The organism is Sporosarcina sp., assembly GCF_029257255.1.
Lineage (GTDB): Bacteria > Bacillota > Bacilli > Bacillales_A > Planococcaceae > Sporosarcina.
In genome coordinates this window covers 1-21,365 of sequence record NZ_JARICI010000081.1, presented here as the reverse complement: position 1 = coordinate 21,365, position 21,365 = coordinate 1, and the positions used below count along the sequence as shown (strand labels likewise).

The 21,365-nt window shown below is 41.9% G+C and carries 23 protein-coding genes, 1 pseudogene and 1 riboswitch; of the genes and pseudogenes, 23 read left to right on the top strand and 1 reads right to left on the bottom strand.

From position 1 onward, the window contains the following. From Q1J64_RS15340 to Q1J64_RS16805, 5 genes and pseudogenes are all read left to right on the top strand, one after another. Positions 1 to 721: sensor histidine kinase (locus Q1J64_RS15340; RefSeq protein ID WP_301109982.1), on the top strand; the 721-nt coding region annotated here is incomplete at its 5' end. A 47-nt stretch (positions 722 to 768) separates the two neighbouring features. Further along, the gene (locus Q1J64_RS15335; protein WP_301109981.1) at positions 769 to 1,305 is read left to right on the top strand and encodes a sigma-70 family RNA polymerase sigma factor; all 537 of its coding nucleotides are present in this window, start codon (positions 769 to 771) and stop codon (positions 1,303 to 1,305) included. Beyond that, positions 1,298 to 2,521: a GerMN domain-containing protein gene (locus Q1J64_RS15330; protein WP_301109980.1), complete on the top strand. Its 1,224-nt coding sequence runs from the start codon at positions 1,298 to 1,300 to the stop codon at positions 2,519 to 2,521. Before Q1J64_RS15335 ends, Q1J64_RS15330 begins: the two co-directional genes overlap by 8 nt. A gap of 72 nt (positions 2,522 to 2,593) precedes the next feature. Next, positions 2,594 to 2,728, top strand: a riboswitch (FMN riboswitch). 190 nt (positions 2,729 to 2,918) lie between these two features. Beyond that, positions 2,919 to 3,500 (top strand): ECF transporter S component, encoded by a 582-nt coding sequence (locus tag Q1J64_RS15325; protein ID WP_301109979.1) that lies wholly within the window; start codon positions 2,919 to 2,921, stop codon positions 3,498 to 3,500. 123 nt (positions 3,501 to 3,623) lie between these two features. Then, positions 3,624 to 3,799: pseudogene (locus Q1J64_RS16805) on the top strand (VOC family protein); the annotation flags it as partial. A gap of 210 nt (positions 3,800 to 4,009) precedes the next feature. On the opposite strand, the gene Q1J64_RS15320 reads toward Q1J64_RS16805, so the two are convergent. After that, positions 4,010 to 4,267 (bottom strand): ferredoxin, encoded by a 258-nt coding sequence (locus Q1J64_RS15320; protein WP_301109978.1) that lies wholly within the window; start codon positions 4,265 to 4,267, stop codon positions 4,010 to 4,012. Between the two features lie 111 nt (positions 4,268 to 4,378). Here Q1J64_RS15320 and Q1J64_RS15315 point away from each other — a divergent pair, with 111 nt between their 5' ends. The 18 genes from Q1J64_RS15315 to Q1J64_RS15230 form a co-directional block, all read left to right on the top strand. After that, a complete protein-coding gene (locus tag Q1J64_RS15315) occupies positions 4,379 to 5,413 on the top strand; it encodes a YpbB family protein (RefSeq protein ID WP_301109977.1) in 1,035 nt (344 codons plus the stop codon). Further along, positions 5,410 to 6,846 carry a RecQ family ATP-dependent DNA helicase gene (locus Q1J64_RS15310; protein WP_301109976.1) on the top strand — a complete coding sequence of 479 codons (1,437 nt, stop codon included), beginning with the start codon at positions 5,410 to 5,412 and terminating at the stop codon, positions 6,844 to 6,846. The genes Q1J64_RS15315 and Q1J64_RS15310 overlap by 4 nt, the downstream gene beginning before the upstream one ends. A gap of 150 nt (positions 6,847 to 6,996) precedes the next feature. Then, positions 6,997 to 7,674 carry a LysM peptidoglycan-binding domain-containing protein gene (locus tag Q1J64_RS15305; RefSeq protein ID WP_301109975.1) on the top strand — a complete coding sequence of 226 codons (678 nt, stop codon included), beginning with the start codon at positions 6,997 to 6,999 and terminating at the stop codon, positions 7,672 to 7,674. Between the two features lie 113 nt (positions 7,675 to 7,787). Next, positions 7,788 to 8,552 carry a metallophosphoesterase gene (locus Q1J64_RS15300; RefSeq protein ID WP_301109974.1) on the top strand — a complete coding sequence of 255 codons (765 nt, stop codon included), beginning with the start codon at positions 7,788 to 7,790 and terminating at the stop codon, positions 8,550 to 8,552. A 28-nt stretch (positions 8,553 to 8,580) separates the two neighbouring features. Beyond that, positions 8,581 to 9,543 carry a YpdA family putative bacillithiol disulfide reductase gene (locus tag Q1J64_RS15295; protein ID WP_301109973.1) on the top strand — a complete coding sequence of 321 codons (963 nt, stop codon included), beginning with the start codon at positions 8,581 to 8,583 and terminating at the stop codon, positions 9,541 to 9,543. Positions 9,544 to 9,643: 100 nt separating this feature from the next. After that, positions 9,644 to 10,321 (top strand): glutamic-type intramembrane protease PrsW, encoded by a 678-nt coding sequence (prsW, locus tag Q1J64_RS15290; protein WP_301109972.1) that lies wholly within the window; start codon positions 9,644 to 9,646, stop codon positions 10,319 to 10,321. A gap of 103 nt (positions 10,322 to 10,424) precedes the next feature. Then, a complete protein-coding gene (gene sleB, locus Q1J64_RS15285) occupies positions 10,425 to 11,210 on the top strand; it encodes a spore cortex-lytic enzyme (RefSeq protein ID WP_483315948.1) in 786 nt (261 codons plus the stop codon). Positions 11,211 to 11,234: 24 nt separating this feature from the next. After that, the gene (locus Q1J64_RS15280; protein ID WP_301109971.1) at positions 11,235 to 12,518 is read left to right on the top strand and encodes a PepSY1/2 domain-containing protein; all 1,284 of its coding nucleotides are present in this window, start codon (positions 11,235 to 11,237) and stop codon (positions 12,516 to 12,518) included. Between the two features lie 70 nt (positions 12,519 to 12,588). Further along, positions 12,589 to 13,227, top strand: a complete 639-nt coding sequence (locus tag Q1J64_RS15275) for a flagellar brake protein (protein ID WP_301109970.1) — start codon at positions 12,589 to 12,591, stop codon at positions 13,225 to 13,227. A 72-nt stretch (positions 13,228 to 13,299) separates the two neighbouring features. Beyond that, a complete protein-coding gene (cmk, locus tag Q1J64_RS15270) occupies positions 13,300 to 13,977 on the top strand; it encodes a (d)CMP kinase (protein WP_301109969.1) in 678 nt (225 codons plus the stop codon). Beyond that, a complete protein-coding gene (locus Q1J64_RS15265) occupies positions 13,974 to 14,558 on the top strand; it encodes a lysophospholipid acyltransferase family protein (protein WP_301109968.1) in 585 nt (194 codons plus the stop codon). The genes cmk and Q1J64_RS15265 overlap by 4 nt, the downstream gene beginning before the upstream one ends. Before the next feature lie 269 nt (positions 14,559 to 14,827). Further along, entirely contained in the window at positions 14,828 to 15,976 is a 1,149-nt protein-coding gene (gene rpsA / locus Q1J64_RS15260; protein ID WP_301109967.1) for a 30S ribosomal protein S1, read from the top strand. A 146-nt stretch (positions 15,977 to 16,122) separates the two neighbouring features. Further along, positions 16,123 to 17,433, top strand: a complete 1,311-nt coding sequence (der, locus tag Q1J64_RS15255; protein WP_301109966.1) for a ribosome biogenesis GTPase Der — start codon at positions 16,123 to 16,125, stop codon at positions 17,431 to 17,433. A gap of 26 nt (positions 17,434 to 17,459) precedes the next feature. Beyond that, entirely contained in the window at positions 17,460 to 18,482 is a 1,023-nt protein-coding gene (locus Q1J64_RS15250) for an NAD(P)H-dependent glycerol-3-phosphate dehydrogenase (RefSeq protein ID WP_301109965.1), read from the top strand. A gap of 20 nt (positions 18,483 to 18,502) precedes the next feature. Next, positions 18,503 to 18,706: a DUF2768 domain-containing protein gene (locus Q1J64_RS15245; RefSeq protein WP_301109964.1), complete on the top strand. Its 204-nt coding sequence runs from the start codon at positions 18,503 to 18,505 to the stop codon at positions 18,704 to 18,706. Positions 18,707 to 18,709: 3 nt separating this feature from the next. After that, the gene (locus tag Q1J64_RS15240; protein ID WP_301109963.1) at positions 18,710 to 19,423 is read left to right on the top strand and encodes a YphF family lipoprotein; all 714 of its coding nucleotides are present in this window, start codon (positions 18,710 to 18,712) and stop codon (positions 19,421 to 19,423) included. Positions 19,424 to 19,511: 88 nt separating this feature from the next. After that, positions 19,512 to 20,990 (top strand): stage IV sporulation protein A, encoded by a 1,479-nt coding sequence (spoIVA, locus tag Q1J64_RS15235; RefSeq protein WP_301109962.1) that lies wholly within the window; start codon positions 19,512 to 19,514, stop codon positions 20,988 to 20,990. A 185-nt stretch (positions 20,991 to 21,175) separates the two neighbouring features. After that, positions 21,176 to 21,365: HU family DNA-binding protein (locus Q1J64_RS15230; protein ID WP_301109961.1), on the top strand; the 190-nt coding region annotated here is incomplete at its 3' end.

Below are 21,365 nucleotides of genomic sequence, written 5' to 3'. Positions count from 1 at the left end.
CCGTGACATGACAGAACAGCATAAGCTGGATAAATTGCGCTCAGACTTCATTGAGAACGTCTCTCATGAACTTCGGACGCCTATTTCCATGCTGCAAGGTTACAGCGAAGCAATTATTGATGATGTTGTCAGTAGTGAAGAAGATCGCATGGAAATGGTCCAGATCATACATGATGAATCAAAACGGATGAGCCGTTTAGTGACTGATTTATTGAATTTGGCCAGAATGGAATCAGGTTACATACAGTTGCAGGAACAACCAGTGCAAATTGTTGAATTTCTGAACCGAATGGTGACAAAATTCTCGCAAGTTGCAAAAGATGCGCAAGTGAATTTGACGCTGGACACAGAAGAATCATTCGATTTGACTGTTTTAGCAGATGAAGATCGACTGGAGCAAGTGTTTACCAATCTGATCGATAATGCGATCCGGCATACCCCTGACGGAGGTGCTGTGACACTTAATGTCTACCGGACAAACGGAATGGTCGATATGACTGTATCCGATACTGGAGTGGGCATTCCTGAGAAAGATCTGCCATTTGTATTTGAACGTTTTTATAAAGCGGATAAAGCGAGGACGCGGGGTAAAGGTGGAACAGGTTTAGGTTTGGCCATTGCAAAGAATATTATGGAAGCACACCGCGGTACAATTTTGGCGATACGAGGAGATGTTAAGGGAACTATATTCATTTGTTCGCTTCCATTGCCAAAGAACTGAAACTTTTCCTCGAATTAAACGACTACTCTATAGAGCGAGGGGATTGAATGGATGATTCCATTTTTCTGCGATTATATGAAGACTATCATCACGATGTGTTTAATTTTTTAACCTATTTGACACGCAATCGAGATATCGCAGAAGATCTGATGCATGAAGTGTATGTGCGTGTGCTGAAATCGTATGAAAGTTTTGAAGGCAAGAGCTCTGAAAAGACTTGGTTGTTTGCCATTGCGAAAAATGTGTCGATTGATTACTTCCGCAAGCAAGCAATCGTAAAAAAGCATACGAATTTTCATTTTGATTGGGAAACGCAGCAGCTTGAATCGACAGAACAGCTGCCAGAACAGCTGGTAGAACTGGATGAAGAAACACAAATAGTTTTGGAAGAGCTATATCAATGCACTGGTGATCAGAAAATGGTCATCTTGATGCGTTTTTTTCAAGATCTCAGTATAGCAGAGACAGCTGAAGTGCTCGGGTGGACTGAAGCGAAAGTGAAAACTACCCAGCACCGTGCAGTGAAAGTGCTGAAAGAGAAAGTGGTAGCTCGTTCGGTGGGAAAGGGGCGATTAGATGAGTAATGATCAGTGGAATGAAGACAAGATGAAAACGACATTACGCAATATGCCTAAGGTTTCAGATCACCGCTCTAAAGAAGAGATTTTGCAACAACTGAAAAATGATCCTAGATTACGTGAAGAGTTTCAGCTGGAAAAGAAGCAGAAGAAGCCGAAATGGCTGCCTGTTCTCGCAGCAGTGGCAGCAGTTTTATTGCTCAGTATTCTGGTTCCGACTTTTCTAAAACAGTCGAGTCAAGTATCGATGGATAAAGCGACGAATGAAAGCAGTAAGATGGATGATGCTGCTCTGGACAACAGCGCGCAGCGAGCACAAAGTGAGTCTGCAGAAAGTAACATGGCAGACCAAGCCGCAACATTTTCAAGAGGTGCACCGGAGACACCGCATTATGCGGTATATCCTAATGATGTCATCGATCATCAGGCATTTCACATCGGGCTTGCCACTAATCAGGCAACAATTGTACCTGTAACCTTTCTGATCCCGAAAGAGCAGGCTGAAGCAGACTTGCACACTGAAAAGCCTGACGCAGTTGCATTGTACAACCAGTACGCGGGAGAAATTGATGAAGAATCGCTTGGCTTTACATCTTATCATCCTTATAACGCAGATGTCTCATCTAATGGGAATCAAATCCTTATGAAGTTGTCTGACGATCATTCATACGATATCGGCAGTGCAGCGTTAGAAATGTTGAATCTGTCAGTACAGGACACATTTTACGGATTTGATGAAGTGCAATTTCTGAAAAAAGATGATTCACCTGTAACTTTTGATCAGGTGGGTAAAGCGGGTAAACCTGTAAAGCTGACGAGCGCACAAAAGCAGCAGGCCTATTACCGATTCACACAGGAAAATGGCGAAGAGTTGCTGTCATCAAATTTTGGTAAGTCCTTTGATACAGCAAAGCAGGCTTTGAAAGCTATGAAAGAAAATCCGAATGATCTATATTCCAGTGTTATACCTCAGGGAATAGATTTCACAGTTACAGAAGACAAGAAAACAGTGCTTGTGAGATTTGCTAAGCCAACTGATTTGGAAGGTTTAGAAATAGAAGACGCGATGCAGATGATTGAAGGAATTTTATTAACCGCAGCAAGTTTTGATCAGCAAGTGGAATTTGAACAATTAGTGCAGGAACAATGGATTGATTTTGATTTCACCAAGCCATTGCCAAAGCCGGTTGGAGCAAATCCCAAATTTCTTATTCTCCAATAATTCTGTTTTGTAGGCCGGAGTGGTTTACAAAACAGTTTTTTTTAGATACAATAGAAATATAATTTAATATTGATTCATCTTCGGGGCAGGGTGTGATTCCCGACCGGCGGAAATGAAATAGTTTTCTATTTTTAGCCCGCGAGCTTAACAGCTGATTCTGGTGAGATTCCGGAGCCGACAGTATAGTCTGGATGGGAGAAGGTGAAGGTGCAGCCATCTTTTTGTGTACGCAAAAGTGATGCTTGTTTAAACGTGGATAAATCTTCGGATTTCATCTGTTATTAACAGTGCATTTAATTCTCCCTAAAGCAAATTTGCTTTAGGGATTTTTTAGCGAAGCAGCAGATGTGCGAGCCTTTCCTCTTTTGAAGTGAATCGCAAAAGGAGAGAGGAACAAATGAATAGCAAGAAATTACACAAATTGATCTTGATTGCAATATTGGGCAGTATCTCAACTGTATTAATGCAGTTTAACTTCCCGTTACCTGCAATGCCCGGATTCTTGAAAATTGATTTCAGTGAAATTCCAGCTGTCATGGCGATCATGACGATGGGGCCGGTTGCAGGGATTGGTGTAGAAATATTAAAGAACGTGATGCACTGGTTCTTATCCGGAAGTCCGACAGGCGTGCCGGTAGGTGAAATCGCAAACTTTATGACAGGCGTATTGTTCATCATGCCGATCTACTGGATCTTCATGAAGTACCGTTCGGCAAAAGGATTAGCTGCAGGATTAATTGCAGGTACAACCGCTATGGCAGTAGGTATGAGTTTATTGAATTACCTGGTATTCCTGCCAATGTACACATATTTCCTGGGCATGCCGGCTGTAACAGGCAACGCGCTATATCAAATGATTATTCTAGGGATCTTGCCATTTAACCTAATCAAAGGTGTTATATTACTGGCAATTTCGTTAATGCTATATAGAAGTATGGAGAAGTGGATTCTCCAGCAACAGAAAAAACTACTCGCATAAGAAATAAACAGCAGCCTTCATTTCGACATATGGAGCTGCTGTTTTTTTGTGTAAAAGCTGTAGTTTAGATGATGGTACTTCCAGATTTAGTCTTGTCAATAGCAGAATTTTTAATTAAAGGACTCACGCCAACACGTCAATGACATTACTGAAAAATTAAATAGCAAAGGAATTCAAAACAACATCCGTTTGCTGGAGGAAATGACTATTTTGCAGTATATTTTGAAGACCCGGACAGAATCAAAGTTGGGCTTGTAGCACACACCTTAACAGTTCAATTGGCGGACGATAAGGAATGAGAGTTGAGGCTTATATTTTAGATGAAAATATGGCCAAGCGAACCCTTCGATGTTCGCTTGGCTCATCGCCGGTCTGCAAGACACGCGTCCGCCTGGAACGGAAATCAACGGTACTAGATAGCTTCTAGAATCCAGGTTTTCACATTCAACTTATAAAGTCAAACAAAAAAACAACACATCCAATACTTCGGAAGTGTTGTTGATCATGAATTAATCTTCATATTTTAAGGGATCGCCTTCAAAAGGGGCATCCGCTATTTTAATTGAATCAGTAGGACAGCCATCGAACGCATCTTCGAGATCCTCCATCAGTTCTTCTGGAACTTCAGTGTTTCCCGTGTTATCATCTAAAATAACAAACGCGATTCCTTCATCGTCATAATCATAGATATCCGGTGCAGCAGCCCCGCATGCCCCGCAGGCTATACACGTATCCTGATCGACAATTGTATATTTTTTTTCAGACATTGTCTTTCTCCCTTCTTCCATTCACTCAACCTATTTTGTATCTACTCTATTCTAAAGCTGTTTTCACGACTTTTCAACAATAAAACTTTATTTCTTATGGAGGGGGAGCAATTGAAATTTGTTTCAATCTTATTAACGATGTTCCAGCGGCTTCACGGTGAACGTTCGGCTTCAGGTGTTTATCATATCCTGCGCGGCAAGCGGTCAGGTCAGACACTGCAAGACATAGAAAACTATCAGCTGAAACCGTTTTATGCACTGTTTCCTGCTCTTTCGGCGGCAGATTTCCAGCAGTATATCACAACGATGCTGAAAGATGGACTGATACAGACTGAAGACCAGCTTGTATTTGTGACAAACAAAGGACACAATCAGCTGCCGAATGAAAAATGGCGTTTCAATGGTTGGGAATATCGGGGCAAAGAGAGAGAATTCATCAAGCGGCTTGCACTTACGGTTCAAACAATTTCGCAGCTTCAATCAGGTGAAACGATGTTTACACCGATTCAAAAAGAAATACATATCCAGCAGTTCGTAAAAGAATTTATTCGCAGTCAGCGTGAGACGAATCAGCTGGCAACTTTGTTACTTCAGGAAATGGAATCAATGCTGAATGAAGCAGCACTAAGCGACGTCCAGTGTACGATTCTGATGTACCGATTAACCGGCCATCGGAAGACAGCATGTACATGGGATCAATTGGCGGATGGACTGGCGCTTCCTGTCGAAACCATTCAATTGTACTTTTTGGAAAGCCTTCATATAGTACTCGATTTCATTGGTCAGTCTGAAGATTTGCCGTTGCTTACAAGTCTTTCGGCCGGTTGTAAGGTGGAGATCTATCTGACTCAGTCCGCAGAGCGTACAAGGAAACTATTCCAGCAAGGCTTTTCAATTCATCAGATTGCTTCGCTTCGTCAGTTGAAACTGAGCACGATTGAAGATCATATTATTGAAATGGCAGCAAACAACCAGTATTTTCCTTTTCGGCAGTTTATTTCAGAAGAGCAAATTGAGAAGGTTTGGCGTCAGATAGACAAGCTGCAGACAAAGCGCTTGCGTCTATTAAAGGAACAGTCTCCCGAGTTATCGTATTTTGAGCTGAGGCTGATCATTATGCATGGAAGGCGGGTGGAGAGCAAGTGAATCTACAGCAAGTACTTCATGAAAAATTCGGCTATTCATCGTTCCGACCCGGACAGGAGGATGTGATTCGTCATATCTTAGGAGGCAGGGATACGGCTGCAATTTTTCCGACAGGAATGGGAAAGTCCCTGTGCTATCAGCTGCCGGCCTATTTAATGAAAGGCGCAGTCATTATTGTGTCACCCCTTGTTGCGCTGATGGAAGATCAAGTGGCAAACTTGCGAAAAACCAAAGAGAAACGCGTGGTAGCAATTAATTCTTTCTTGTCCAGACAAGAAAAGGATTTGGCGCTCAGTACATTGCACAGCTACAAGTTCATCTTTCTATCGCCTGAAATGCTGATGCAGCCACATGTGCAGCAACTAATCGAGCAGCTGGAAATTGCTTTTTATGTCATCGATGAAGCACACTGCATTTCAGAATGGGGATTCGATTTCCGTCCCGATTATTTACGCATGAAAGATTTATTTTCCACTGAACATCGAGCGCCTATTCTAGCATTGACGGCCACCGCCAATGATCAAGTGATTTCAGATATTGCTTCCTATTTGAATTTGCGCAATCCTCATATTGAACGGCAGCCGATAGATCGACCAGCTATTTCATATCGTGTGTTGCACTTGGAAAATCAATTGGCGAAAACAGATTGGATCGTTGATAGACTTGCTACGACCAGGGGTCCTGGTATTATTTATGTCGCCTCAAGGAAGAGGGCGGATGAATTGGCTGCAATTATACGAGAGAATGGTATTCGGACGGCCAGTTACCATGGTGGCAAGGAACAGGATGAACGGTCGATCATCCAAGAGCAATTTGTCCAGGGAGAGCTGGAATGGATTTGTGCAACGAATGCATTTGGAATGGGCATTCATAAAAATGATATTCGGCAAATTATCCATGAACATCTGCCCGCTACACCTTCAGCCTATATTCAAGAGGTCGGGAGAGCAGGCAGGGACGGAAAGAAAGCGGCTGCTATATTGTTGTACAGTGAACGGGATATAGAAAAATTGAAGTTCATTATCTATGAAGATTTGCCGGACGAACAGCAAATTCGCTATTATCATACACTGCTCCAGACTGGTGAATCGGTAAAGACTGCTGCTGAACAGGCGGGACTGAGTGAAGTGGCTGCACGTCTGCTGGACTACTATTTCGAACAATTTGATGAACGTCATGTCATTCAGCAGATGCAAAATATCATTGAAGTGAAAGAAAGACAGATTAGAGAAATGCAGAAGTACGTAAAAAGTGAAGGCTGTCTGCGTAAGCAACTGCTCAGCTATTTTGGTGAAAAGCCTGTTGTATCAACGGATGATTGCTGTTCACAATGCGCAGTACCTGATGACAGCTGGCTTATGAAAACAAAAATTGAAGAGAATCATTCAAGCGAATTAAACTGGAAAGAACGACTTCATCAATTACTTGGTTAAACCTACTGTCCTTATTTACTTTTCCGACAAAATTCGGCATAATGGTAGTAAGTATACATTCGAATCGTGTCTGTTTCTTGTTAGTTTTGAGAAATGAATTACATCCCATAATAATAAAGGGGATTATGAGGTGTGAAGGAGAAGTTGCATATGAAAAAAGATCAATATGAAGAAGACTTTGAGCAGCAGCGCAAAGAGATTATAGTAGAAGATGAGTCTAAAGAAATTCCTTCCCGGACTGAAATTCATCAGTCGAAAAAGAAGGAGAAGAAGAACCGTACAAAACTGATCAATATCATTTTGACTGTGTTCACATTAATTCCAATCGTAATTTTAATATATGTTTTATCCGATCTTTATTCACCGTCCGTGCCAAATCAAGTACCGGTAGAAAAAGCCAAAGTATCAATCAGTAAAAATGATAGTACAGAAGGTAATACAGCATCGAAAGAAGACGAACCCAAAGCAGATGACACAAAAAAGTCTGCAATCGTCGTCAATCCTGAAAAGCCTGTAGAACAGCAGAAGAAACCTGCTGAAAAGCCGGCGGATCAGCCTGAAAAAGAGCCGATTCAAAAGCAACCTGCACAAAAGCCGGTTGAGAAACCGGCACCAAAACCAGTTGAAAAACCAGTTGAGAAGCCAGTTGAGAAGCCGGTACAAAAGCCGGTACAAGGTGCCAGATCTCATGTTGTTAAATCCAATGAAACACTGTATCGTATTTCAGTTAATTACTATGGTGACGGTTCTCATGTGCAAAAGATTCAACAGGCCAATGGATTATCTTCAAGTGAAATCAGCGTAGGACAGACATTAGTTCTTCCTTAAGATGCTGAGCATCATTTTATGTTTTTTGTTGGAAACTTGATACGATTATAATGTTTTTTTACTATCACTAAAAGCAAAGTTCAAGCTTTGCTTTTTTCTATGGGAGTTGTGTAATGAAAGGTCTACGAAAAGCGTTATTTACCACGTTTTTATCAGGTGCAGGCTTGTTGGCATATATGTATACTTTAGCGCATCGGAATCGGTTGATGAAGCACACTCTTACCATAAAAGAAGATGCCTCTAAACAATTGTCGATCTTTTTTATTTCTGATATCCACAGACGTCGGATTCCAAAAAGACTCATTCAGACATTACGTATGGCGGGAATCGATGCGGTGATCGTGGGCGGTGATGTGGCGGAAAAAGGTGTGCCGCTGGAAAGAGTGGAATACAATTTGCGACAGCTTGCGTCAATTGGTCCGCTTTATTACATTTTCGGGAATAACGACCAAGAAATTGGTACGGAGCAATTGTTACAAATTATCAAAGAAGTGCAGGGAGTGACGCTTGTTGACAGCAGTGCCTCAATCCCGGGTCATTCATCATGGGGGATTTGCGGAATGGAAGACCCGTCAAACGGTACGGTGAATGCTGAGAAAGCAATCGAATCAGCGGTCGGCTATGAACATCTAGTCTTGGCAGTTCATAATCCTTCATTATTTCGAAAAGTAGAAGATACCTTAAAACCTGAACTGATGCTTGCCGGACATACTCACGGCGGACAGATCCGATTGGGCAAGTGGGGATTGCAGGATCTTGGCCGTTATGATAAAACAGCTAACGGAGCTAAATTAATCAGTAATGGTTTCGGCACGACTATGGTGCCATTGAGATTCGGTGCAAAACCAGAATGTCATATAGTGGAAATTCGTTATTAGTCAGAAAGTATTGAGGAGTGTAAAATTCATGAATTCTGTGGACGTATTAATTATCGGCGGAGGGCCATGCGGTCTTTCGGCGGCAATCGAAGTGCAAAAGATTGGGCTATCAGCAGTAGTCATTGAAAAAGGAAATATCGTTCATTCCCTTTATAACTACCCGACGCACCAAACTTTCTTCAGTTCCAGCAGCAAACTCTCCATTGGAGATATCCCTTTCATTACGGCGATTGATAAGCCGAAACGTAATGATGCGCTTGTATATTACCGGACAGTTGCTCAAATAGAGAATTTGCAGATTAACAGCCATGAACGTGCGGAAGATGTACAAAGACAAGGGGACTATTATATTATTCAGACGGATAAAGCTGTCTATGAAGCAAAATATGTTGTGGTGGCCACGGGTTATTATGATCAGCCGAACAGTTTGAACGTTAAAGGCGAAGAACTGCCAAACGTATACCATTACTTTAAAGAAGCGCATCCTTATTTCAATAAAAAAGTGACGGTGATCGGCGGTAAAAACTCAGCAATAGATGCAGCACTGGAACTTCAACGCGCAGGTGCGCACGTATCGGTAGTTTACCGAAAAGAAAGTTATTCTGCCAGCATCAAACCGTGGATTTTGCCAGGTTTCGACAGTTTGGTACGCAATGGTCAAATTCAAATGTATTTTGATACATGTGTGACCGAGATAACGGAAGACGTCGTCACAGTCAATCAGCAAGGGGAAACTTTTGATTTGGCGAGTGATTATGTTTTTGCCATGATCGGTTATCACCCTGATCATGCTTTTCTCCGTAAAATTGGAATTCAAGTGGACGAGGAATCAGGACGTCCTATTTTCAATGATCAGACGATGGAAACGAATATGGAAAACCTCTTTATTGCAGGTGTCATTGCAGCGGGTAATGAGGCTAATGAAATATTTATCGAAAATGGCCGTCTTCACGGCGGCATGATTGCACAAGCGATTAATCAGAAGAAATGAAGTATTAGCCGGCAGACGGAAAATTGTCTGCCGGCTTTTCCGATTTGTAAGAGTTTTCTGCATAGAAAATATGATACACTAGCGTCATGAGGAGGCGCCTATGTTCATTTTACTCACTGTTGCGATTGCTCCAGGGCTGGCACTTTTTAGTTATCTGTACTTGCGTAAGCAAATTGCAAAAGAGCCTTCACGCACACTGTTTAACGCGTTTATTTACGGTGCAATCATGACATTCCCAATTTTGTTTATCCAACATGTCTTTGAAGAAGAGCATGTTTTTCATAATGAATTTTTACGTAATGCTTTATTTACCAGCAGTTTAGAAGAATTCTTTAAGTGGATTGTGATCTTTACACTCGTTTATAAAACGGTTGAATTTGAAGATGCGTATGATGGAATTTTATACGGAGCCAGTGTATCACTAGGTTTCGCCACCGTAGAAAATATATTATATTTGCTTTCATTTGGATTAGATACAGCATTCATTCGAGCTTTGTTGCCGGTATCGAGTCATGCGCTGTTTGGAGTCGTTATGGGCTATTATTTCGGTAAAGCTAAATTTTCTGCACGGGGTGAAAGAGGCAGATGGATCTGGATTGCTTTCTTAGCGCCTTTTACTTTGCACGCACTTTATAATGCAATTTTATTCTTATACGATTATTGGCTGTACTTAATGATTCCATTCATGCTATTTCTCTGGTGGTTTGGTTTAACCCGCGTTAAGTACGCGCACACTTTTGCGATGCAGCAATTCAGAAAAAAAACTAAAGAAACATGATGAAAACCCGTCCAAAGTGGCGGGTTTTTTAAATTTCTTTCATAAAAAATAATAGTTTGGACAAACTAGAAAAAAAGCATATTAAATTAGAGGAGGATGTTACATGAAACGAGCGGCTACACGCTTCCTTTTTCTAGTGATTGCGAGTGTTATGGTTTATTCATTTTTCGTGAATCAGACATCGGCATTCAGTGGACGTGATTTAGCAAAAGGTGCAAAAGGTGATGATGTTATTGAGTTGCAGGCAAGACTTCAATATATTGGATTTTACAATGGGGAGATTGATGGCAATTTCGGTTACGGAACTTACTGGGCATTGCGGAACTTCCAAGAGAAATACGGTCTGCCTGTTGATGGAATTGCAGGGAAAGGTGCGAAAAAGAAGCTTCAGGGAGTTTCAGATTATGATGAAAAGTATGTGAAAGGCCAAATTGCGAAAGGCAATCAATTTACCTACTATGGCGGTCAGCCTTTAGCTTCTCAAGTCAAATCAGGAAGTAAACCGAAGAAGCAAATGCAGGCTCCTGCAAAGTATTCCAATCAAGATATTAATTTATTGGCAAATGCTGTCTATGGTGAATCACGCGGTGAACCTTATGAAGGGCAAGTAGCCGTCGCAGCTGTAGTTTTGAACCGTGTGGAGCATCCGGATTTCCCGGATACGATCGGCGGAGTGGTATTTCAGCCAGGTGCATTTACTGCCGTGGCAGATGGTCAGATTTGGCTGACACCTAACGAACGCGCAAAAGAAGCGGTAATTGATGCAATAAACGGTTGGGATCCTTCCGAAAACGCTATTTATTATTTCAATCCGATTACTGCAACAAGCAAATGGATCTGGTCACGTCCTCAAATTAAAAAAATAGGACTGCATATCTTCTGTAATTAATAGAAAGGAGGGCGAATGCTCGAAATGAAAAGAATGATATTTATTTTAACCTACTCATTTATCGTATTAGGAGTTTATGCTTTTGGAGAAGCACAGGAAAATGAACAGTTGTCGATTGCATTGAACACGCAATACTCTAAAAATATATCGGATGCTTCGGAGAAACTTGGTGAACTGGAAGAAGCGGTTAAGAAATCGATGCTCTTTGAAGACAAGCAAAGTACATCTAAGGAAAGAGAAGATATTTGGCGACTATCTTCAGATATTAAAGATTCAATCGGTTCTCTTCCGGTAAATGAAAGCTTTTCAACCGCCTGGATGAACTATTTGGGCAGATTAGGAAACTTTGCGAAAGAGTCAACGGAAGAAGGAGATCCTGATGAATATTATGCGGTCATTCAGCGTGCTTCGGATAACTTGAATGAATTGTCTGCTCAATGGCAGTCGGCCACAACGAATCTTCTGTCTGGAAGGATGGACATGCAGAGCTGGGAACAGAAGTTAGGGGCAGCAAAAGAAGATACAGACGAATGGCAGCAGCTGGGTCAGTCAATTAAGCAATACGGGGAAGCAGTATTTCCTTTAACGGCCAGTGAAACGGACGCGCAAAAGAAAAAGGAACTGCAAAATATTAAAGATGCTAAGATTTCTGAAGAAGAAGCGATTCAATTATTTAAGAAGCTGCTTCCAGCCGTTTCTAACGATATTATTGCAGCGGAAAAAAGCAGGAAGGGATCACCCTACCCGTTTTACCATATCCGATTTGCTGAAAATTCTTCGATAGGCTATATCGATATCACGCAAAAGGGCGGTCATATTCTGTCCTACCTAATTGAAAGGCGAATGGGCGAACCAACAAAGGATTATGAAGAATTGAAGAAACTGGCGGCAGATTTTCTGCATAAGGCAGAGTACCGAGACGTTGTGTTTGAGGAAGCTAGAGAAAATGATACGGCCTGGCATTTTGTTTTCATTAGGAAAGATCCGGTGAACAAGGCAAAAGTGTTTTCAGATCCCATTCATATAAAAATGGCAAAAGATACGGGTGAAGTGTTAGGAGTAAATACCTCAGAGTATATTCAGGAAGAGCAGTTAAAACCTCAACCGATCAAACCGGTAAATTGGCAGGAGTTTTTCCGTCCTGGAGTCAAAGTAATGGAAGAAGAGCTGGCATATGTAGAAAATAAGCAGTTGCAACAACGTTTGGCCCATTACTTAACGGTAGTTTCGAACGAAGAAAATCCAGAGACATACAAAATTGTGATTGATACGGACACATTAGAAGTGATTAAAACGGAAAAACAATAAGAAATAGATTGGAAAAGTCCTCTCCACATGAGATAATAGGATTAAATAGTAACTATTGGCAGGTGGAGAAATGAAGCTGACTATCGGTACTGTGTTGACTCTTGAAAAAGACTACACAGAGGAATCGGAAAAGTTTAAATGTCGTGTTGTTGATATAGATGGTGACCATTTCATGATGGATTATCCAATTAGCTTGGAAACCGGCAAAACAGCATTTTTTATTGATGGTACACAGTTGGTCATCACGTTTGTGGATGAATTCAAAATGTCTTACGCTTTTCGGACTGAAGTCCATAGCAGAATGAATAAGACCATCCCGATGTTGAAAGTTAACTATCCGGGTGATAAAGAATTGATCAAGATTCAGCGAAGGGAATTTGTTCGTGTAGACACTTCATTGGACGTGTCCGTGCAGGTGGATACAGAATCGCTCCAACTTGTTTCATCTGATTTAAGCGCAGGCGGTTTAGCGGTCAATATGAAAAACCATGAGTTTTTTAATCCGCAAGAAGAATTGGATCTGATGATTGTTCTTCATTTTTCTAAAACAGAGATTAAATATATTTCCTGTAAAGCAAAAGTTATACGTAACTGGGAACAGGACAGCCGTCGCCTGACTTCATTGAAGTTTGAAGAAATTGATGAAAAAGATCGTCAGCTTATAATACGCTACTGCTTTGAACGACAGTTGCAGTTGCGCAATTCCTAAGGAAAAGTCTATCTTCAAAAGACTTTTCCTTTTTGCATATGGTACAATAATAGCGAAAATGGAGGGGTAAGCATGACGCGTGCGATGAGAATTGCAATCGATGGACCTGCAGCCGCAGGGAAAAGCACGATTGCCAAATTAGTAGCAAAAAAATTAGGTTACACATATATCGATACAGGTGCGATGTACCGGGCAATCACTTATAAAGTGATTCAAAGTTCAGTGGATCCTCATGAAGAAGAAGAAGTGGCCAAATTGATTGGACGGTCTGAGATTGAACTAGAACAGGGAAATGAAGCCCAGAAAGTTTTATTGGACGGTGCAGACGTATCAGAAGCTATTCGTTCACATGAAGTGACTTCCCAAGTGTCTGCGATTGCAGCGCTTCCATCTGTTCGTCAGCTGCTAATGGAAAAACAGCAAAATCTTGCAAAAGATCGTTCAGTCGTTATGGACGGGCGTGATATTGGGACAACTGTGCTTCCGGATGCAGAGCTGAAGATTTTTATGACTGCTTCTGTTGAAGAGCGTGCGCAAAGACGTTTATTGGAAGAACAGCTGCGCGGAATGAAAAGCGATTATGAAACGTTGAAGCGAGAAATTACCGAAAGAGACAAGGCGGACAGCGAAAGAAAAATTTCTCCGCTAAAAAAAGCAAAAGATGCGATTATAATTGATACAACAGGGAAAACAATAGAAGAGGTAACGAATATGATTGTGGAATATGCTGAAAAGAGGTTGGCAAGATGAATCTATATCCTCTAGGTAAGTTTTTAATTAGCACAATCTGTTACCCTCTCTATCGAATAAAAGTGATTGGCAAAGAGAATTTCCCGGAAGAAGGCGGCGTGCTACTTTGCACAAACCACATTGATAATCTGGATCCGCCTGTTGTCGGGATTACTTGTCCAAGAACCGTTCATTTCATGGCAAAAGAAGAGTTGTTTCAAAAGCCCATCCTGAAAACCTTGTTACCGAAAGTGCAGTCCTACCCTGTGAAAAGGGGAATGAGTGATCGGGAAGCTTTCCGTACAACAATCAAACTATTACGTGATGGAAAAGTGGTTGGTCTATTCCCAGAAGGCACACGGAGTAAGACTGGAGAGCTTGGAAAAGGATTGGCAGGTGCTGGGTTCTTTGCCTTAAAAGGAGGAGAAGCGAAAGTAGTTCCTTGTGCGATCATCGGACCTTATAAAGCATTTTCAAAATTAAAGGTCGTTTACGGTGAGCCGCTTGACATGACCTCTTTCCGCGAAAGGAAAGCATCAGCTGAAGAAGTGACGGAAGCAATTATGTCTGAGATTGCCAAGCTGATAGAACAATATAAATGATTTGTATGCATTCAGCGTAAGCCTAACGCTTTTAGAAGTGACAGGATGAATACTAGGTGTTTTTCTTTTTAGAGCAAATTACAATGTTTGCTGAATCAGACGCAATCAGGCTGAGACGTACTTATTTTAAGAGTCGGTTACAGCCGAAGAAAATGTGAAAGCAGTAACATTAAGCTAAAAAGGAATTAAAAGAATAAGTGTAATTTTTTGTTTTTGCCTGTAGTTTCGAATACTATAGAGATAAGATTCATTATGGAGGAGGACTACATATGACTGAAGAGATGAATATGGATGAAGTTAAAGAATTCCGTGAAGGCGAGCATGTAACAGGTGTAGTAACAAAGGTAGAAGAAAAATCTGTAACAGTTGAAATTGCAGGTGCACCATTTGACGGCGTGATCCCGATCAGCGAACTTTCCAGCTTGCATATTGAAAAAGCAGCAGATGCAGTCGCGGTCGGTGATGAATTGCAGTTAGCAATCACAAAAGTGGAAGATGATGCATATGTATTATCTAAGCGCCAGGTTGACGCGGAAAATGCGTGGGATTCACTGAAAGAGAAGTTTGATAACGGTGAAATCATTGAGACTGAAGTAAAAGACGTAGTAAAAGGCGGCTTGGTTGTAGACCTGGGTGTCCGCGGATTTATTCCAGCTTCTTTAGTGGAAGATCATTTCGTTGAGTCTTTCGACGACTATAAAGGCCGTACGATGACATTTAAAATCGTGGAAATGGATAAGGAAAAGAACCGTTTGATTCTTTCACACCGTGCGGTCGTACAAGAGCATAATAATAAGAAAAAAGAAGAAGTGCTTTCTGAAATTCAGGACGGCGATGTGTTAGATGGTACTGTGCAGCGAATTGCTTCATTTGGAGCATTCGTGGATATTGGGGGAGTGGACGGACTTGTTCATATTTCACAAATTTCCCACGGCCACATCGATAATGTTTCCGATGTATTAAAAGAAGGCGATAAAATAAAGGTCAAAGTGCTTTCTGTTGACCGCGACGCAGAGCGAGTATCGCTATCCATTAAAGATACATTGCCTGGACCATGGGAAAGTATTGAAGACAAAGCGTCGATCGGTTCTGTCTTAGAAGGGACAGTGAAACGTCTTGTGGCATATGGTGCATTCGTCGAAATTTTCCCGGGAGTGGAGGGACTTGTACACATATCAAGGATCGCCCACGCACACATCGGCACACCGGATGAAGTACTCGAAGAAGGACAGACAGTACAAGTAAAAGTACTCGACGTCAACCCTGAAGAAAAACGTATTTCTTTAAGCATCAAAGACCTTCTTGAAAAAGAAGACGCACCAGGCGAAGAAAACTTCAGCTACGAAATGCCCGAAGAAACATCAGGCTTCTCATTCGGAGACGTCATCGGCGATCAGCTGAAGAAGTTTAAAGAGTAAGTAGGCAGTTGTGATTTTTTAACTTGTGATCAACAAACGACAACTTATACTATCGGCAAAACCGGAATGATGATGCTTTCATATGCATCATCATTCTTTTTGTGTATAATATTCAAAGATAGGTCGGAAGGGTGTAATGAACTAAAATGAAAAAACCAACAGTAGCAATCGTAGGAAGACCGAACGTCGGTAAATCCACTATATTCAACCGGATCGTCGGCGAACGGATCTCCATCGTAGAAGACGTGTCGGGCGTAACGCGCGACCGTATATACAGTGCAGCAGACTGGCTGAACTATGAATTCAATCTGATCGACACAGGCGGCATCGATATTAGCAATGAACCGCTGATTGAACAAATCCGCATGCAAGCAGAAATTGCTATCGAAGAAGCGGATGTCATTATCTTTTTGACAAACGGCAGAGACGGCGTAACCGACTCAGATGAGCAGGTAGCCAGAATGCTGTACAAGACTAAAAAGCCGATTGTATTGGCAGTCAATAAAGTCGATAATCCAGAAATGAGAGAAATGATTTATGATTTCTATTCACTTGGATTTGGTGAACCATATCCTATTTCCGGTTCCCATGGATTAGGTCTTGGAGATTTATTGGATGCAGTAGCAGAAAGCTTCAAAGAAATGGATCTGGAAGAAGAAGAGGAAGATACAATCCGTTTCTCTCTGATTGGCCGTCCAAACGTCGGTAAATCGTCATTGGTTAATGCGCTGCTAGGAGAAGACCGTGTAATCGTCAGTAATATTGCGGGTACAACAACAGATGCAATTGACTCAACAAAAGAAGTGGATGGGCAGCTTTATAAAATCATTGACACTGCCGGAATGCGTAAAAAGGGCAAGGTTTACGAGAACATGGAGAAATACAGTGTACTGCGTGCTTTGAAGGCCATTGACCGCTCCGATGTAGTGCTAATCGTGCTAAATGCGGAAGAAGGCATTCGCGAGCAGGATAAGCGTGTTGCTGGTTATGCTGAAGAAGCAGGTAAAGGTGTTATGTTCGTAGTTAATAAATGGGACACGTTAGAAAAAGACGATAAAACGATGAATAAATTTATCGATGACATTCGCCACAATTTCTTATTCTTGGATTATGCGCCGATCGTCTTTGTATCCGCTAAAACTAAGCAGCGCGTGCACACATTGTTCTCCCAGATCCAAATGATCAGTGAAAACCATGCGTTGCGTATTCAGTCCAGTGTTCTGAATGAAGTCATTGAAGATGCAGTTGCCAGAAACCCGGCACCGTCTGATAAAGGTAAGCGTCTGCGTATATATTATGCGACGCAGGTTGCGGTTAAGCCACCGACGTTTGTTATCTTTGTTAATGAACCGACACTTATGCACTTCTCTTATGAACGCTTTCTACAGAACAGACTGCGTGAAGCGTTCGGTTTTGAAGGAACGCCGATTCGCTTGATCACAAGAGCAAGAAGCTAAATTCAAAAGCAGAAAGGGTTGAGCCAATGGAGAAAATCTCTATCGTCGGAGCAGGAAGCTGGGGAACGGCGCTGGCATTTGTGCTGGCTGAAAACGGTCATGACAGCTTGATTTGGACAAGGCGTGAAGAGCAATCCAATGAAATAAATACGCAGCATACGAATGACCAATATTTACCGGATATTCAGTTGCCGGAAAACCTTGTTTCCACCAGTGATTTGGCTGCAACGGTTCATCATTCTGACATCATCGTGCTTGCTGTACCAACGATCGCCATGCGTGAAACGTGCAAAAAGATTCAGGCAGAAATAAAGAAGCCTGCTTTATTTGTTCATGTTTCAAAAGGAATTGAACCAGATTCATTAAAACGTATTTCTGAGATTATTGAAGAAGAAATAGATGAATCTATGCGTTCTGCAGTTGTTGTCTTATCCGGTCCCAGTCACGCAGAAGAAGTGGTGCTTCGCCATCCGACAACAGTGGCTGCAGCGTCATCAGATATGGAAGCGGCTGAACGGGTACAGGATGCATTTATGAATAATTCATTCCGCGTCTATACGAATGCTGATGTGATTGGAGTGGAGCTCGGGGGTGCATTGAAAAATGTCATCGCGCTGGCTGCCGGTATTTCAGACGGCCTCGGTTACGGGGATAATGCGAAAGCAGCGCTTATAACCAGAGGTCTGGCTGAGATTACAAGACTCGGTGTCCGCATGGGAGCCGATCAGCAGACATTTTCAGGCTTGACGGGACTGGGCGACTTGGTCGTTACCTGTACAAGTGTTCATTCGCGAAACTGGAAAGCAGGGAATCTTCTTGGAAAAGGGCAGTCTTTAGATAAAGTGACAAATGAAATGGGAATGGTCATTGAAGGGGTGCGCACGACGAAAGCTGCCTTTCAGCTAGCGGAGCACTTTAATACGACTATGCCGCTGACTTCCGCTCTTTATTCCATTTTATTTGGAGAGATTCCGCCTAAACAAGCAGTAGATCAATTGATGAGCCGCGGTAAGAAACAAGAAATTGATATGTTCTTCGGTGGTATTTAAATAGTAGGAGGGTGACAGTTTTGTCCTCGTTAGATAAAATGTGGCTATCTTTTTATGCGATGGGGTTTATGGTGATTTCAATGGGTTTGATCTATGCAAGCCGTTATAAAATGAAAAACCGAATAGTTAAACTCGTATTTGCGATTGTAGCCTATGTATTATTAATTTCCTCATTCTTTGCGATGGTCTATTTAGTGTTCAATGGGCCGACAGGAGGAGCGTAAACCATGAATAAACGAATCATTGCGTTATCGGTAATGCTTTGCATCAGCCTGGTGCTGTCGGGCTGCTTGTCTCGTCCTCCTGATGAGAAGCAGGCCAGCGAGACGCCTTACCCGGATCAAGTAGAAACCATCCAGAAAGCAATCGATCGCTATCAGGAGCAGTCTGGCGGACTACTGCCAATCAAAACACGCGATATGGAAACGGATCAATATATTAAATATCCAATTGAATTCTCAAAAATTGTTCCTGATTTCACTGAAAAGATTCCTTCCAATGCATTTGAAAATGGTGGAATCTTTCAGTATGTACTGACAGATGTTGAGGAGAATCCTACCGTGAAATTGGTAGATTTGCGAATTGCTGAGAAACTTCGCGATTTGAATTTGCGTAAATTTATCAATGGCGATTTGCCTTTCCTTGATCCAGTCGGAGAATATGTCTATGAAGTTGATTTTAAGAAAATGGGCTTCCAGGAGCCGCTGACAGTCGAAAGTCCGTACTCTAACGCTCATCTGCCGATTGTAGTGGCGGGAGATGGGAACTTCTATGTTGACTATTCTATTGATTTGAATAAGATATTGATGGAACAAAAACCAGAAGTGAAACAGGGCGATGACATTCGCTATCTGCTTGCTGACAACTCTTTGGTCCTTCCTGCGTACTCATTGCCATACACAGTGAACGAAGACAATGAGCCGGTATTTATGAAAAGATAAATAGAATTTCTCTAAACGTTTCGTGCTTTATGCATGAAACGTTTTTGTGTTTCATAAACTACTATGCGGAGAAAAAGGAGGGCGAAAGATGAAAGAAGAATTATATGAAAACCTAGCCAGAAGAACAGACGGTGATATTTATATAGGAGTGGTCGGCCCGGTACGTGTGGGGAAATCCACTTTTGTCAAACGCGTCATGGAAGAAGTCGTGATCCCAAACATGACTGACGCAAATGATCGGATACGTGCACAGGATGAATTGCCACAGAGTTCACCAGGACCTGTGATCATGACAGCGGAGCCAAAGTTTGTTCCTGCTCAAGGTACTAGTGTATCAATTGGGGACGGCGAGCTCGCATTCCAGGTTCGTCTGGCAGACTGTGTAGGCTATGTAATTGACGGTGTGAAAGGCTATGAAGATGAAGAAGGTCCAAAATATGTCCATACACCTTGGCATAATGAACCGATTCCTTTTGAAGAAGCTGCACGAATTGGTACTGACAAAGTCATCAGAGATCATTCGACGATTGGAATTTTATTGACAACGGACGGCACAGTGAACAATATTCCTAGAGCAGCTGCAGAAGTGGCGGAACAGGAAATTGTTGCAAAGCTGCAGGAAATCGGCAAACCATTCGTTATTGTCTTGAATTCTAAGATGCCTGCACATGAGCGTGCACTGGATCTTAAACAACAGCTGCATGAGAAGTACGGCGTGCCTGTAATTGCCATCAGCGCAGATCAGCTGAACGCTCAAGAGATCCAGTTGATCCTTAAAGAAGCACTGTATGAGTTTCCAATCACGGATATTGAGCTGCAACGTCCAGACTGGATGGAAGAGCTTGGTGATGAACATAAATTAAATGCACGGATTGATCATGTAATTAATGATGGATTCCTTGGTGTGTCAAAGATCAGGAAAGTGCAAGAGATTGCGGAATTGCTTCAAGAAGAGGAGTTTGTACGCCAGGCAGATGTTGTGGAAGTTGATGCAGGTAAAGGTAAGGCTATTGTCAATATCGATATGGATGAACGGGCTTTTATTGCCGTTTGTGAAGAGTTTATGGGCACAGAAATGCGTTCCAAGAAAGACTGGCTGGTATTCATTAAGGAAGCGGTCAAGGCGAAGAAATCCTATGATATGTACGCAGAGGCCATCGACACTGCTAAACAAACTGGATATGGTGTTGCGTTGCCGACGATTGCAGATTTCCAACCGACTCCGCCTGAACTTATTAAGCAAGATAATTTCTTCGGCGTGCGGATGAAAGCGAAAGCACCTTCATTGCATATTATACGGATTGATATGGAAGCAGAGTTTTCTCCGTTAATCGGTTCAGAATTCCACAGTCATCACTTGCTGAAAGAATTAAAAAATGCCTACTTACATGACCGGGATGCATTATGGGAAACACAGCTTTTTGGAACACCATTGCATGAAGTAATGAAAGAGAGCATCCGGTTTAAGACCGCTGCAGTTCCAGATAAAGCCAGAAAACGTCTGAGAGAAACGATCGAACAGATGGTGAATGACGGCAATAAAGGAATGATCACATTTATCGTCTAATACTTGTAAAAGTGAAAGATCCGGTCTAAAACGGGTCTTTTTTCTTTGGTTTTAGGATGAAAAGTGCAGAAAAGCTGATTATAAGCAGAAAGCGCGAGAATATTGTTGCACCGCGGTTTTTGTTATGTTACTCTTTTTACAGTGTTAATAGCAATAGCATCCCCCTTTGAGAGGAGGTGAACGGTGTGAATAAAACAGAATTAATTAACTCTGTGGCAGAAGCGGCAGGTCTAACTAAAAAAGACGCTACTAAAGCTGTTGAAGCTGTATTCGATACAATTCAATCAACTCTTGCTAACGGTGATAAAGTTCAATTGATTGGTTTCGGAAACTTTGAAGTGCGCGAACGTGCTGCACGTAAAGGACGTAACCCAC

Bases quoted from the DNA above. Each gene is read 5' to 3' on its own strand.
- Q1J64_RS15335 (WP_301109981.1), top strand. From the start codon at position 769: ATGGATGATTCCATTTTTCTGCGATTATATGAAGACTATCATCACGAT.
- Q1J64_RS15330 (WP_301109980.1), top strand. From the start codon at position 1,298: ATGAGTAATGATCAGTGGAATGAAGACAAGATGAAAACGACATTACGC.
- Q1J64_RS15325 (WP_301109979.1), top strand. From the start codon at position 2,919: ATGAATAGCAAGAAATTACACAAATTGATCTTGATTGCAATATTGGGC.
- Q1J64_RS15320 (WP_301109978.1), bottom strand. From the start codon at position 4,267: ATGTCTGAAAAAAAATATACAATTGTCGATCAGGATACGTGTATAGCC.
- Q1J64_RS15305 (WP_301109975.1), top strand. From the start codon at position 6,997: ATGAAAAAAGATCAATATGAAGAAGACTTTGAGCAGCAGCGCAAAGAG.
- Q1J64_RS15300 (WP_301109974.1), top strand. From the start codon at position 7,788: ATGAAAGGTCTACGAAAAGCGTTATTTACCACGTTTTTATCAGGTGCA.
- Q1J64_RS15295 (WP_301109973.1), top strand. From the start codon at position 8,581: ATGAATTCTGTGGACGTATTAATTATCGGCGGAGGGCCATGCGGTCTT.
- prsW (WP_301109972.1), top strand. From the start codon at position 9,644: ATGTTCATTTTACTCACTGTTGCGATTGCTCCAGGGCTGGCACTTTTT.
- sleB (WP_483315948.1), top strand. From the start codon at position 10,425: ATGAAACGAGCGGCTACACGCTTCCTTTTTCTAGTGATTGCGAGTGTT.
- Q1J64_RS15280 (WP_301109971.1), top strand. From the start codon at position 11,235: ATGAAAAGAATGATATTTATTTTAACCTACTCATTTATCGTATTAGGA.
- Q1J64_RS15275 (WP_301109970.1), top strand. From the start codon at position 12,589: ATGAAGCTGACTATCGGTACTGTGTTGACTCTTGAAAAAGACTACACA.
- cmk (WP_301109969.1), top strand. From the start codon at position 13,300: ATGACGCGTGCGATGAGAATTGCAATCGATGGACCTGCAGCCGCAGGG.
- Q1J64_RS15265 (WP_301109968.1), top strand. From the start codon at position 13,974: ATGAATCTATATCCTCTAGGTAAGTTTTTAATTAGCACAATCTGTTAC.
- rpsA (WP_301109967.1), top strand. From the start codon at position 14,828: ATGACTGAAGAGATGAATATGGATGAAGTTAAAGAATTCCGTGAAGGC.
- der (WP_301109966.1), top strand. From the start codon at position 16,123: ATGAAAAAACCAACAGTAGCAATCGTAGGAAGACCGAACGTCGGTAAA.
- Q1J64_RS15250 (WP_301109965.1), top strand. From the start codon at position 17,460: ATGGAGAAAATCTCTATCGTCGGAGCAGGAAGCTGGGGAACGGCGCTG.
- Q1J64_RS15240 (WP_301109963.1), top strand. From the start codon at position 18,710: ATGAATAAACGAATCATTGCGTTATCGGTAATGCTTTGCATCAGCCTG.
- spoIVA (WP_301109962.1), top strand. From the start codon at position 19,512: ATGAAAGAAGAATTATATGAAAACCTAGCCAGAAGAACAGACGGTGAT.